Source organism: Nitrogeniibacter mangrovi (assembly GCF_010983895.1).
GTDB classification, from domain to species: Bacteria; Pseudomonadota; Gammaproteobacteria; order Burkholderiales; family Rhodocyclaceae; genus Nitrogeniibacter; species Nitrogeniibacter mangrovi.
Window position 1 is genome coordinate 3,180,430 of record NZ_CP048836.1, and the last position, 12,181, is coordinate 3,192,610.

Below are 12,181 nucleotides of genomic sequence, written 5' to 3' on the forward strand. Positions count from 1 at the left end.
CACGGCCGCGTTTTTTCATTCAGACAGACCCGACTCAGCCCTTGACCCGGTAGCGCGCCGAGCGCGCATGGGCCTGCAGTCCCTCACCGTCGGCCAAGATCGCGGCGATCGGGCCGAGATGCTGCGCGCCGGCCTCGGAGACCTGAATCAGGCTGGTGCGCTTCTGGAAGTCATACACCCCGAGCGGCGACGAGAAGCGCGCACTGCGCATGGTCGGCAACACGTGATTGGGGCCGGCACAGTAGTCGCCCAGCGCCTCGACCGACCAGTGGCCGACGAAGATCGCGCCAGCATGGCGGATCTTGCCGATCCACTCCTCGGCCTGCTCCATGGAGAGCTCCAGGTGCTCCGGCGCGATCCGGTTGGCGATGGCGCAGGCCTCATCGAGATCGTTCACCTTGATCAGCGCACCGCGATTGCGCAGCGACGCATCGATGGTGTCCTGGCGCGGCATGGTCGGCAGCAGGGTCTCGATCGAGGCATAGACCCGATCGATGAAGTCGGCGTCGGTGCACAACAGGATGGACTGGGCCAGTTCATCGTGCTCGGCCTGGGCGAACAGGTCCATGGCCACCCAGTCCGGATCGCCGCTGCCGTCGGAGATCACCAGCACTTCGGAGGGGCCGGCCACCATGTCGATGCCCACCGTGCCGAACACCCGGCGCTTGGCCGAGGCCACATAGGCATTGCCCGGCCCGACGATCTTGTCCACCTGCGGGATGCTCTGGGTGCCGTAGGCCAGTGCCGCCACCGCCTGGGCGCCACCGATGGTGAACACCCGGTCCACCCCGGTGATCGCCGCCGCCGCCAGCACCAGCGCGTTGCGCTCGCCGCCCGGCGTCGGCACCACCATGATCAGCTCCTTCACCCCGGCTACCTTGGCCGGGATGGCGTTCATGAGCACCGAGCTGGGGTAGGCCGCGCGGCCGCCAGGCACGTACAGACCCACGCGGTCGAGCGGCGTGACGATCTGCCCCAGCCGGGTGCCGTCCGCCTCGGTGTATTCCCAGGACTCGGCCCGCTGCCGGCGATGGTAGGCCTCGACCCGGTCGGCCGCCAGCTGCAGGGCCTGGCGCTGGGCGTCGCTGAGCGAGGCGAGCGCCTCGTCGAGCGCCTCGCGCGGCAGCTCCAGATCGGCGATGTGACGCGCATCGAGCCGATCGAAGCGGTTGGTGTACTCGATCACCGCCACATCACCGGTGGTGCGCACCGCGTTGAGGATGTCGGTGACGGCGTTCTCGATCTTTTCGTCGGTGCCGCTCTCGAAGGCCAGCAGGGCGTCGAGGGTGGCGAAGAAATCGCCATCGCGCGAATCGAGGCGACGGATCTGTTCACTCATGGCTTGACCGCTCCGGCAAAGGCGTCGATGACCGGCTGGATCAGCTCGCGCTTGACCTTGAGCGCGGCCTGATTGACCACCAGCCGCGAACTGATGTCCATGATGTCCTCGACCGCCTCGAGGTTGTTGGCTTTGAGCGTGCCGCCGGTGGACACCAGGTCCACGATGGCATCGGACAGGCCCACCAGCGGCGCCAGCTCCATGGAGCCATACAGTTTGATGAGGTCCACATGCATGCCCTTGGCGGCAAAGTGCTCGCGCGCCGCGCTCACATACTTGGTGGCCACGCGGATGCGCCCGCCCGGGCGCGACGCGGCCGCGTAGTCGAAGCCCTTGGGCACCGCCACGCACAGCCGGCAGCGGGCAATGTTCAGATCGAGCGGCTGGTACAAGCCGACGCCGCCATGCTCGATCAGCACGTCCTTGCCGGCGATGCCCAGATCGGCCGCGCCGTATTGCACGTAGGTCGGCGTATCGGTCGCACGCACGATGACCAGGCGCACGTCCGCGCGGTTGGTGCCGATGATGAGCTTGCGGGATTTTTCCGGATCGTCGGTCGGCACGATGCCGGCCGCGGCGAGCAGCGGAAGGGTCTCCTCGAAGATGCGGCCCTTGGACAGGGCGATCGTGATGCCGGACACAGCGGATTCCTTGGCGGTCAGTCGTCAGTCGAAAGTGGGATTCTACCGGAGCCGCTCGACGCGGGCGCCGAGCGCGGCGAGCTTGTGTTCGAGTTGCTCGTAGCCACGATCGAGATGGTAGATGCGCTCGATGGTGGTCTCGCCCTCGGCCACCAGGGCGGCGATCACCAGGCCGGCGGAGGCGCGCAGGTCGGTGGCCATGACCGTGGCGCCCTCGAGCCGCTCGACCCCGGTCACCACGGCGGTGTTGCCGTCGATGCGGATGTCGGCGCCGAGGCGCTGCAGCTCGACCGCATGCATGAAGCGGTTCTCGAAGATGGTCTCGCGGATGATGGCGGTGCCCTCGGCGACGCAGTTGATCGCCATGAACTGGGCCTGCATGTCGGTCGGGAAGGCCGGATACGGCGCGGTGCGGATGCTTACCGCACTCAGGCGCCCGGGCGCGCGCAGGCGGATGGCGTCGCGCTCGGTGTCGATCTCGCAGCCGGCGTCGAGCAGTTTGTCGATGACCACGTCCAGATAGGCCGACGAGGTGCCGGTCAGGCGGATGTCGCCGCCCGCTGCCGCCGCCGCACACAGATAGGTGCCGGTCTCAATACGGTCGGGCATGATGCGGTGGGTGGCGCCATGCAGCTTGTCGACACCCTGGATGCGGATCACGTCGGTGCCCGCGCCGGAGATGCGCGCACCCATGGCGACCAGGCAGTTGGCCAGGTCGACCACTTCGGGTTCGCGCGCCGCGTTTTCGATGACCGTCTCGCCCTCGGCGAGGCACGCCGCCATCATCAGGTTCTCGGTGCCGGTGACCGTCACCATGTCGGTGAACAGACGCGCGCCCTTCAGGCGCGGCGAGGCGGCATGGATATAGCCGTGCTCGACGCTGATCTGCGCCCCCATGGCCTGCAGCCCCTTGATGTGCTGGTCCACCGGGCGTGCGCCGATGGCGCAGCCGCCGGGCAGGCTCACCCGCGCCTCGCCGCAGCGGGCCACGAGGGGGCCGAGCACGAGGATGGAGGCCCGCATGGTCTTGACGCGTTCGTAGGGGGCGACCGGGTTGTCCAGCGCGCCGGCGTCGAGCGTCACCGTCCCGTCGGCTTCATCCCGCGCCACGCTCACGCCCATCTGCTCGATGAGCGCGAGCAGGGTGCGGATGTCCTGCAGCCGCGGCACGTTGGTGAAGGTCATCGGCTCGCGGGTCAGCAGCGCCGCGCACAGGATGGGCAGCGCCGCGTTCTTGGCGCCGGAGATCCGGGCCTCGCCGCTCAGGCGCGTGCCGCCGGTAATCCGCAGTTTGTCCATGGCTTAGAGACCCAGCTCCTCGCGCACCTGCGTCCATTTGTCGGGGGTGTAGGTCTGCAGCTGGAGGGCGTGGATCTCGTTGCCCATGAGCGCACCGAGCGTGGCATAGACCGCCTGGTGCTGACGCACCCGCGGTTTGCCGGCAAAGGCTTCGCTCACCACGATGCCGGTGAAATGGACGCCGTCGTCCCCTTCGATCTGGACGAACTCGCAGGGCATGCCCTGCTCGATCAGGCGCTTGATTTCGGACGCTTCAAACATGGTTTTTCATCCCAACATCGGCCGGGGCTGCGCCGGCCGGACAACGAAAATCAGGCGCGCAGCTTGTAGCCACGCGCCAGCAGGTTCAGGGTCAGGATCGCCAGCGCCACGAGACAACACGCGACGACGCCCAGACTGATCCACGGGGAGACGTCGGACTGGCCGAAGAATCCGTAGCGAAAACCGTCGATCATGTAGAAAAACGGGTTCAGATGCGACACTTTCTGCCAGACGGCCGGCAGCGAGTGGATCGAGTAGAACACCCCGGAGAGCATCGTCAGCGGCATGATCAGGAAGTTCTGAAAGGCCGCCAGCTGGTCGAACTTGTCTGCCCAGATGCCGGCAATGATACCGAAAGACGCCAGAATCGCGCCGCCGGCGACGGCGAAGCACAGCACCCACAGCGGTGAGGCCACCGGCAGCGAGACGAAGAACAGCGAAGCGGCGACCACACCGGCACCCACGAACAGCCCGCGCGCGATGGCCGCCAGCACGTAGGCGACGTAGAACTCGCGATAGCTGATGGGCGGGAGCAGGATGAACACGATGTTGCCGGTGATCTTGCTCTGGATCAGCGACGAGGAGGTGTTGGCGAAGGCATTCTGCAGCACCGACATCATCACCAGGCCCGGCACCAGGAAGGCCGTGTAAGGCACGTTGCCGTACACGGTCACGTGGCGATCGAGCACATGGGAGAAGATCATCAGGTACAGCACCGCGGTGAGCACGGGCGCGCCCACGGTCTGGAAGCCCACGCGCCAGAAGCGCAGCACCTCCTTGTACAGCAGGGTCCGGAAACCGGTGTAGCGAGAGACCTCAGGCGGCATGCATCACACCCACGAAAACCTTCTCCAGATCGGGTTCGCCGAGCACCATCTCCTCGATCCGGCCACCGGTGAGGCGGATGCGCGAGAGCATGTCCTCGACCTCGCCGTAACGCTCGAAGGGAATCTCCACCCAGCCGTCGCCGGCCTCCCGCGCACCGGGCAGGAAGTCCAGGCCGATGGGCTCGGCCAGGCGCACGCGCAGGGCATGGGTGGAGAAGCGGTGCAGCAGGTTGCTGGTGGTGTCGAGGGCCACGATGCGCCCGGCCTTGAGCATGGCGATGCGGTGGCACAAGGCCTCGGCCTCCTCCAGATAGTGGGTGGTCAGGACGATGGTGTGCCCGTCCGTATTGAGCTTGCGGATGAAGGCCCACAGCCCCTGGCGCAATTCCACGTCCACCCCCGCGGTCGGTTCGTCGAGCACGATCACCGGCGGCCGGTGCACCAGCGCCTGCGCCACCAGCACGCGCCGCTTCATGCCGCCGGAGAGCATGCGCATGTTGGCGTCGGCTTTCGCGGTCAGGTCGAGATGTTCGAGGATCTCGTCGATCCAGGCGTCGTTGCGGGTCAGGCCGAAATAGCCCGACTGCAGACGCAGGGCCTCGCGGACGGTGAAGAAGGGATCGAAGACCAGTTCCTGCGGCACCACGCCAAGCTGGCGCCGGGCGTTGCGGTAGTCGCTCACCACGTCGTGCCCCATCACTTCGAGGACGCCGTCGTCGAGGCGCGTCAGGCCCGCCAGCGCGGAGATGAGCGTGGTCTTGCCGGCCCCGTTGGGACCCAGCAGACCGAAGAACTCGCCCTGGCGAATCTCCAGGTCCACACCGGCGAGCGCCTGCAACGGACCGTAGTGCTTACGCGCACCACGGATCGAGATGGCCGAAACGCTCATGCGTCGGTCGACTTGAGCAGTTCGCTGACGCCGTACAGATCGGCCAGCGCGGCGAGCCCGGCGGGCATACCCCGGACCTGAAGCGTCTGGCCACCGGCCCGGACGCCCCGGGCCAGTTCGATGAGCAGCGCCAGGGCCGCGGAGTCGGCCTCGGTCACCCCGGAGAGATCCACCTGCGGCGAGCGCCCCACGGCATCGGCCGCAGCCGCGCGCAACGCGGCTACGGTCTGCAGGGTCAGGGCGCCGCGCGGCACCCAACTCGAAGTGGCGTTCACTGGACCTTGCTCGCGAGCTCGGCGTTCTTGGCTTCGAGCGAGGCGATGAGCCCGTCGATGCCCTTTTGGTGAATCTGCGACGCGAAGGAGCTGCGGTAGTTGGTCACCAGGCTGACCCCGGCGACCGCCACGTCGTATACCTTCCAGTCATCGCCCTGCTTTTCCAGCGAGTAATCGATATCCACCGGCTTGGCACCCGGCTGGCGCACTTCCGAGCGCACGGTCACATCGGTATCTTCCGGCTTCGCCCGCAGCGGCTTGAAGTCGATCACCTGGTCGCGATACTGGGTGAGCGCGTTCGAGTAGGTGCGCACCAGCAGGGTCCGGAACGCGGCCACGAGCTTGTCGCGCTGATCCGGTGTCGCCTGACGCCAGTCGCGGCCCACGGCCAGCGCCGTCATGAGGCGGAAATCGAAATGCGGCAGCACCTTCTCCTCGACGAGCTCGACGGCCCGGCTGGTGTCGCCACGCTGGATGGCCGGATCGGCGCGCACGATCTGGAGCACTTCGTCGGAAACGTTCTTGACCAACTCATCGGGCGCAGGGGCAGCGAACGCACTCGCGCCAGCGAGCAGACAGAGGCCCAGCAGCAGGGATCGAATCAGCTTGATCATGTTTCTTGTTCTTCCTCTCTTGGGGTTACAGGCCGGTCTCGTGCGGCCGGCTCAGCGCGAAGCGCAGGCTGTTCTGCGCAATCGCATCGCTTTCGACAAAGGCGATGGCGGACAGTTTCCCGTCATCGGCGGCACCTTCGTCGAAGCGCTCGCGCGGCGGATGCCCGTCGTAGATCTCGTATCGGCGCCGCTGCAGGTAGAAGTCGCGCACATAAGCGTACTTGTCGAGACTGCCCTGATCCACCGCCCGGTCGGCACCGAGCAGCTCGGCGCGCTGATGCACCAGCCTCAGACCGGTCACCGCGTTGCGCGCCGCCACGTCGGCCGGATGGACCGCACTGCCGACCACCAGATCCACCGGCAGGGCCGCGCCGCCGCGCAGGGTGCGTGGGCCGAAGAACGGCACCACGAAATAGGGCCCGGCCGGCACGCCCCAGACGGCGAGCGTCTGACCGAAGTCTTCGTCGTGCTTGTCCAGCCCCATCTCCGTGGCCACGTCGAACAGCCCGAAGATGCCCAGGGTCGAGTTGATCAGCACCCGGCCCGCGTCGGTGAGGCCATCATGGCCCTTGCCCTGGAGCAGGTTGTTGGCGCCGGTCCACACATCGCCGAGATTGCCGAAGAAGTTGCCCACGCCGGTCCGGACCGGTAGCGGCGTCACCGCATCGTAGGTCTGGGCCAGCGGTTTCATCAGCGCCTTGTCCACCTTGTCGTTGATGGTGAACATGGTCCGGTTGTAGCGCTCCCACGGATCGTCAGGATTCTCGTAGGGCACGGTGGCGCAACCGGCGACGATGCCGAGCATCGCCACCGCCACACCGCGTGTCATCGAAGCGCGCATATTCATTTCAGTACCCGCAATCACTCATGGCTTCGGCGGCGCCTCGGCCGCCTTGTCAAACAAAAACTGCCCGATCAGCTTCTCTAGAACGACCGCAGACTGGGTCAGCTTGAGCTTGTCGCCGTCGGCGAGCATGCGCATGTCACCGCCGGGCTCGAGCCCGATGTACTGTTCGCCGAGCAGGCCGGAGGTGAGGATCTCGCCGCTGGTGTCCTTGGGGAACTTGTAGCGGGCGTCGATGGCCATGGTGACCACGGCCTCGAACCGGTCGTTGTCGAAGCGGATGTCGGTCACCCGCCCCACGACCACCCCGGACACCTTCACCGGGGCGCGCACCTTGAGCCCGCCGATGTTCGAGAACGCCGCCTCGATATGGTAGTTCTCGGCGAAGCTGGCGGCGGACAGGTTGCCCACCTTCAGCGCCAGAAAGATCAGCGCGGCGCATCCGATGAGGACGAAGAAGCCGACCCAGAGGTCTAAGGTACTGCGGTTCATGATTGGCCCCGGAACATGAAGGAGGTCAGGATGAAGTCGAGGGCGAGGATGGCCAGGGCCGAACTCACCACGGTGCGGGTAATGGCGCGCGAGACCCCTTCGGCGGTCGGCACGCAGTCGTAGCCTTCGAACACGGCGATCAGCGACACGGCGATGCCGAAGACCACGCTCTTGATGACGCCGTTCATCACGTCGAAACGCCAGTCGACCGCCGCCTGCATCTGCGACCAGAAGGCGCCGTCGTCCACGCCGATGAAGGCCACGCCGATCAGCCAGCCGCCGAAGATGCCCATGGCCGAGAACAGCGCCGCCAGCAGCGGCATGGAGATGACCCCGCCCCAGAAGCGCGGCGCCGCCACCCGGGCGATCGGGTTGACCGCCATCATGTCCATCGCCTTGAGCTGCTCGGTGGTCTTCATGAGCCCGATCTCGGCGGTGACCGCGGAACCGGCGCGGCTGGCGAACAGCAGCGCCGCCACCACCGGGCCGAGCTCGCGGGTCAGCGACAGCGCCACCAGCACCCCCAGCGCCTCGCTCGAGCCGTAGCGTTGCAAGGTTTCATACCCCTGCAGGCCCAGCACCAGACCGACGAACAGGCCGGAGACGAGGATGATCAGCAGCGACAGCACACCGCTGAAGTAGATCTCGCGGAGGGTCAGGTGCAGCCGCCGCAGGGACTGCCCGGAATGGCGCAGCAGCAGCAGCATGAAGCGCGTGGCGAAGCCCAGGCGCCAGATGCCGTCCACGGTCATTGCTCCGATCCGCCGGATCATGAGTCGCTCCTTCCCATCAGGGCCTCGGACATGGGTTCGGCCGGGACGTGGAACGGTACCGGCCCATCGGCTTCGGCGTGAATGAACTGGTGCACAAAGGCATCCGAAGAGGCGCGAATCTGGTCGGGCGTGCCCTGCGCGACGACCCGCCCTTCGGAGACGAAATACACATAGTCGACGATCTCCAGCGACTCGCTCACGTCGTGGGTGACCATGATCGAGGCCGCACCGAGCGCGTCGTTCAGGCGCCGGATCAGCTGCCCGATCACGCCCAGCGAGATCGGATCGAGCCCCGCGAAGGGCTCGTCGTACATGATCAGCATCGGGTCGAGGGCGATGGCCCGCGCCAGGGCCACCCGCCGCGACATGCCGCCGGACAGCTCCGCCGGCATGAGCGAACTGGCGCCGCGCAAGCCGACGGCCTGCAGCTTCATCAGCACCAGGTCGCGGATCATCGATTCGGGCAGGTCGGTGTGCTCACGCATCGGGAAGGCCACATTGTCGAACACCGACATGTCGGTGAACAGGGCGCCGAACTGGAACAGCATCCCCATGCGCCGACGCAAGGCGTACAGGCCCGCCGTATCGAGCTCACCGAGCGACTTGCCGGCCACCTGGACCGTCCCCGCACTGGCCTTGAGCTGGCCCCCGATCAGGCGCAGCAGGGTGGTCTTGCCACAGCCGCTGCCCCCCATGATGGCCACCAGCTGGCCACGATGGATGCGCAGGTCGATGCCGCGCAACACCTCCCGCTCGCCATAGGCGAAGCGGACGTCTCGCAATTCGACCAACACCTTGTCTGCAGACTGGGCCACGCGGACCTCCTGAAAACCCGAACCCGCGATTCTATCAGAGGCGAAAAAACATGATGGAACGGTACCGCGCCGCAGCACGCCCGAAAACCATCCGATTCCGCTACACTGGCCCCGCCACGACTGCCGACCGCGTTCATGCCGAACAAGCCTTCCCTGCTGATCGTCGACGATGATGCACTGATCGTCGAAACGCTCGGAGTGCTGCTCGCGCCGGACTATCGCATCAGCTCCGCACCCACGCGACGGGCGGCGATCGAAGTGGTCCGTGCCCTGCCCGAACCGCCGGCCCTGGCCCTGATCGACCTGGGCCTGCCGCCGTCGCCCCATCGCCCCGACGAGGGCTTCGCCCTGATCGCCGACCTGCTCGCCCACGCGCCGGACATGCGCATCATCGTGCTCTCCGGGCAGAGCGACAATGGCAACGCCCGCCGCGCCCGCACCCTCGGCGCGCTCGAATTCATCGCCAAGCCGGCCGACCCGGCCCATTTGCGCCGGGTGCTCGAGCAGGCGCTGAAGGCCGACGAGCACAGCGACGTCCAGCCGATCGTCGGCGAAAGCCCCGCCATCACCGAATTGCGCGCCCGCATCGCCCAGTATGCCGACGCCCCGTTTCCGGTGCTGATCCAGGGCGAATCCGGCGCCGGCAAGGAGCGTGTGGCGCAGCAGCTGCATGCCGCCAGCGCCCGCCGTGGCGCCGCCTTTCTCACCCTCAACTGTGCCGCCATCGCGCCGACGCTGATCGAGGCGGCCCTGTTCGGCCACACCCGGGGCGCCTTCACCGGCGCCACCGGCCAGCGCGCCGGCTATTTCGAGGAGGCCAGCGAGGGCTGCCTGCTGCTCGACGAGATCGGCGAGTTGCCCCTCGACCTGCAACCCAAACTGCTGCGCGTGCTCGAGAACGGTGAATTCCAGCGCGTCGGCGAGACCCGGCCGCGCTTCAGCCGCGCGCGCATCCTCGCCGCCACCAACCGCGACCTGCAGGCCGAGGTGCGCTCCGGTCGCTTCCGTGCCGACCTCTATCACCGCCTCAGCGTGTTCACCCTGCAGGTGCCGTCGCTGCGCGAGATGGGCGACGACCGGCTGCTGCTGTACCGCCACTTTCGCGACCAGTTCGCGCGTCAGACCGGGCAGCCGGCCTTCACCCTCACCGAGGACGCCCTCGGCCGCTGGCAGGCCTATCACTTCCCCGGCAACGTGCGCGAGCTCAAGAACATCTGCATCCGCCTGCAGACCAAGTATCCGGGGCAGCCGGTGGACACCGCCGCACTGGAGGACGAACTCGACCGTCGCGCGCCGCCGCCGGTGCCCCTGGCGCGCGCGGCGAACGGCCCGGCCGACGATCCGGAAGTGCGCATCGGCCGGGCCATCGAGGCGCTGTCGGGCACCGACGGTTTCAGCCTCGACGCCGCCCTGCGCGAGCAGGAGCGCGCCTTCATCGAAGCCGCCCTGCGTCTGGCCGGCGGCAACATGAGCCAGGCGGCGCGCCACCTGGGGATCAACCGCACCACGCTCTACAACCGCATGGATTCCCTCGGTCTGCCGCGAGCACTGGCCGGGCAATGAGTTCCACCGCATGATGTATCTCGAACATTTCGGCCTGCGCGAAGCCCCTTTCCGGCTCACCCCGCTGACGGACTTCTTCTTCTCCGGCGCCCGGCGCGGGGCCACGGCCGAGGCGCTGATCTACGCGATCCTGCACGACGAGGGGATCGTCAAGGTCAGCGGCGAGGTCGGCGCCGGCAAGACCATGCTGTGCCGGGTGCTCATCGAGCGCCTGCCCGACACGGTGGATACCGTCTATTTTGCCAACCCCACCCTGGATCCCGACGCGCTGCTGCGGACGGTTGCCAACGAACTGGGGCTGTCCCTGCCCGCCGACGACCGGGTCACCGTACTCGGCGCCATCACCGACGAACTGATCGCCCGCCACGGCGCCGGACGCCGGGTCGTCGCGCTGGTGGACGAGGCCCACGCCATGCCGGCCGCCTCACTCGAGCAGATCCGCCTGCTCTCCAATCTCGAGACCGGCCGCCACAAGCTGCTCCAGATCGTGCTGTTCGGTCAGCCGGAACTGGACGCTCAGCTCGAAGCGCACGCCATGCGCCCGCTCAAGGACCGCATCACCCACCACTTCCGCCTCGCCCCATTCGCCCCCGACGAAGTGGCCGACTACGTGGACTTCCGCATGCGCGCCGCGGGCTACCGTGGCCCCAAGGTGTTCAGCCCCGCAGCCACCCGGCGGATCGCCGCCTTCGCGGCCGGCCTCACACGGCGCATCAACGTGCTCGCCGACAAGGCCCTGCTGGCCGCGTACGCGCAGAACATGCACGCCGTCAATCCGGCCCACGTGAAGACCGCCGCGCGCGATGCCCAGTACCTGCCCGGCCGCAGCCGCCGCCCCGGCTGGCTCGTCATTCCCACGCTCCTCGTGATCGCCGCTGTCCTCGCCTGGCAGGCCATCGATCGTCAGGCACGTGCCCCATCGGCCTCATCCGGCGCGGCGCCGGCAACGCCTTCGGTCACGGAAGCCAGGCCGTCGCCCCCGGAACCGGCCCCCCGTCCGACGCAGCCCGCCCCCGTGTCCACGCCGGTCGAGGAGCCCCACGTCGCGGCGCCGAAAACCGCCCCGCAGGCCAGCGGCGGGTCCGCCCAGGGCACACCGCCGGCGGACGCCGCCCCGGCCGGCATCGAGGGGAACCCCACGCCGGGCGTGACGGCCACGCCGACCGATACCGGGTTCCCGCTGGCCGCGGCCGCTCGCGCCGCCCAGCTGCGGTGGATGCGCGAGGCGGACGACGCGACCTGGTTCATCCAGCTGCACACCAATCTGGATGTCGCCGAAGCCACCCTGGAACAGCAGGTAGCCCGTGCCCGCGACGCCCTGCCGGACGCCTCGATCCGGGTCTACGAAGCCGATCTGCCGGGCGGCCACCGCACCGGGGTCATCATGGGCAGCTATGCGAGCGAAGGCGACGCCATGCAGGCCCTCAAGATGCTGCCGGCACGGTATCGCGGCGGCGGCGCCTACATCCGCCAGGCGCGATGGCTGAAATAGGACATAGTCATCAATGACGCCCGCTTCAATCCACTTTCAATACGGGGCGCATCTGCA

General features: G+C 67.7%; 14 protein-coding genes. 2 read left to right on the forward strand and 12 right to left on the reverse strand.

The genetic code is table 11. The annotated features are described in order from the left end of the window. Positions 1–34: 34 nt before the first annotated feature. Genes hisD through G3580_RS14845 form a run of 12 tightly spaced genes read right to left on the reverse strand, consistent with a single transcriptional unit; the run spans position 35 to position 9,069 of the window. A complete protein-coding gene (gene hisD / locus G3580_RS14790; RefSeq protein WP_173766758.1) occupies positions 35–1,339 on the reverse strand; it encodes a histidinol dehydrogenase in 1,305 nt (434 codons plus the stop codon). Further along, positions 1,336–1,980, reverse strand: coding sequence for an ATP phosphoribosyltransferase (hisG, locus tag G3580_RS14795; RefSeq protein ID WP_173766760.1), 645 nt, complete (start codon positions 1,978–1,980; stop codon positions 1,336–1,338). Before hisG ends, hisD begins: the two co-directional genes overlap by 4 nt. 42 nt (positions 1,981–2,022) lie before the next feature. Then, positions 2,023–3,279 (reverse strand): UDP-N-acetylglucosamine 1-carboxyvinyltransferase, encoded by a 1,257-nt coding sequence (gene murA, locus G3580_RS14800; protein ID WP_173766762.1) that lies wholly within the window; start codon positions 3,277–3,279, stop codon positions 2,023–2,025. 3 nt (positions 3,280–3,282) lie between these two features. After that, the gene (locus G3580_RS14805; RefSeq protein ID WP_173766764.1) at positions 3,283–3,540 is read right to left on the reverse strand and encodes a BolA family protein; all 258 of its coding nucleotides are present in this window, start codon (positions 3,538–3,540) and stop codon (positions 3,283–3,285) included. 50 nt (positions 3,541–3,590) lie between these two features. After that, positions 3,591–4,367, reverse strand: coding sequence for an ABC transporter permease (locus tag G3580_RS14810; RefSeq protein WP_173766766.1), 777 nt, complete (start codon positions 4,365–4,367; stop codon positions 3,591–3,593). Next, positions 4,357–5,256 (reverse strand): ABC transporter ATP-binding protein, encoded by a 900-nt coding sequence (locus tag G3580_RS14815; protein ID WP_173766768.1) that lies wholly within the window; start codon positions 5,254–5,256, stop codon positions 4,357–4,359. Before G3580_RS14815 ends, G3580_RS14810 begins: the two co-directional genes overlap by 11 nt. Next, positions 5,253–5,531 carry an STAS domain-containing protein gene (locus G3580_RS14820; RefSeq protein WP_173766770.1) on the reverse strand — a complete coding sequence of 93 codons (279 nt, stop codon included), beginning with the start codon at positions 5,529–5,531 and terminating at the stop codon, positions 5,253–5,255. Before G3580_RS14820 ends, G3580_RS14815 begins: the two co-directional genes overlap by 4 nt. Beyond that, positions 5,528–6,145, reverse strand: a complete 618-nt coding sequence (locus G3580_RS14825; RefSeq protein WP_173766772.1) for an MlaC/ttg2D family ABC transporter substrate-binding protein — start codon at positions 6,143–6,145, stop codon at positions 5,528–5,530. The genes G3580_RS14820 and G3580_RS14825 overlap by 4 nt, the downstream gene beginning before the upstream one ends. A 25-nt stretch (positions 6,146–6,170) precedes the next feature. Continuing rightward, positions 6,171–6,992: an MlaA family lipoprotein gene (locus tag G3580_RS14830; protein WP_173766774.1), complete on the reverse strand. Its 822-nt coding sequence runs from the start codon at positions 6,990–6,992 to the stop codon at positions 6,171–6,173. Between the two features lie 18 nt (positions 6,993–7,010). Further along, complete coding sequence (gene mlaD / locus G3580_RS14835; RefSeq protein WP_173766776.1) at positions 7,011–7,481, reverse strand: outer membrane lipid asymmetry maintenance protein MlaD; 471 nt, start codon at positions 7,479–7,481, stop codon at positions 7,011–7,013. Next, positions 7,478–8,254 (reverse strand): lipid asymmetry maintenance ABC transporter permease subunit MlaE, encoded by a 777-nt coding sequence (gene mlaE / locus G3580_RS14840; RefSeq protein ID WP_173766777.1) that lies wholly within the window; start codon positions 8,252–8,254, stop codon positions 7,478–7,480. The genes mlaD and mlaE overlap by 4 nt, the downstream gene beginning before the upstream one ends. Continuing rightward, positions 8,251–9,069, reverse strand: coding sequence for an ABC transporter ATP-binding protein (locus G3580_RS14845; RefSeq protein WP_173766779.1), 819 nt, complete (start codon positions 9,067–9,069; stop codon positions 8,251–8,253). Before G3580_RS14845 ends, mlaE begins: the two co-directional genes overlap by 4 nt. 135 nt (positions 9,070–9,204) lie before the next feature. Between G3580_RS14845 and G3580_RS14850 the strand changes: the two genes are divergently transcribed. Both G3580_RS14850 and G3580_RS19840 read left to right on the forward strand, forming a co-directional pair. After that, the gene (locus G3580_RS14850) at positions 9,205–10,632 is read left to right on the forward strand and encodes a sigma-54-dependent transcriptional regulator (RefSeq protein WP_173766781.1); all 1,428 of its coding nucleotides are present in this window, start codon (positions 9,205–9,207) and stop codon (positions 10,630–10,632) included. 10 nt (positions 10,633–10,642) lie between these two features. Continuing rightward, on the forward strand, positions 10,643–12,124 hold the full coding sequence (locus G3580_RS19840) for an ExeA family protein (RefSeq protein ID WP_217424504.1): 1,482 nt from the start codon (positions 10,643–10,645) through the stop codon (positions 12,122–12,124). Positions 12,125–12,181: the final 57 nt, after the last annotated feature.

Excerpts from the sequence above, each read along its gene's own strand:
- hisD (WP_173766758.1), bottom strand. The coding sequence starts at position 1,339 with ATGAGTGAACAGATCCGTCGCCTCGATTCGCGCGATGGCGATTTCTTC.
- murA (WP_173766762.1), bottom strand. The coding sequence starts at position 3,279 with ATGGACAAACTGCGGATTACCGGCGGCACGCGCCTGAGCGGCGAGGCC.
- G3580_RS14805 (WP_173766764.1), bottom strand. The coding sequence starts at position 3,540 with ATGTTTGAAGCGTCCGAAATCAAGCGCCTGATCGAGCAGGGCATGCCC.
- G3580_RS14810 (WP_173766766.1), bottom strand. The coding sequence starts at position 4,367 with ATGCCGCCTGAGGTCTCTCGCTACACCGGTTTCCGGACCCTGCTGTAC.
- G3580_RS14815 (WP_173766768.1), bottom strand. The coding sequence starts at position 5,256 with ATGAGCGTTTCGGCCATCTCGATCCGTGGTGCGCGTAAGCACTACGGT.
- G3580_RS14825 (WP_173766772.1), bottom strand. The coding sequence starts at position 6,145 with ATGATCAAGCTGATTCGATCCCTGCTGCTGGGCCTCTGTCTGCTCGCT.
- G3580_RS14830 (WP_173766774.1), bottom strand. The coding sequence starts at position 6,992 with ATGAATATGCGCGCTTCGATGACACGCGGTGTGGCGGTGGCGATGCTC.
- mlaD (WP_173766776.1), bottom strand. The coding sequence starts at position 7,481 with ATGAACCGCAGTACCTTAGACCTCTGGGTCGGCTTCTTCGTCCTCATC.
- mlaE (WP_173766777.1), bottom strand. The coding sequence starts at position 8,254 with ATGATCCGGCGGATCGGAGCAATGACCGTGGACGGCATCTGGCGCCTG.
- G3580_RS14850 (WP_173766781.1), top strand. The coding sequence starts at position 9,205 with ATGCCGAACAAGCCTTCCCTGCTGATCGTCGACGATGATGCACTGATC.
- G3580_RS19840 (WP_217424504.1), top strand. The coding sequence starts at position 10,643 with ATGATGTATCTCGAACATTTCGGCCTGCGCGAAGCCCCTTTCCGGCTC.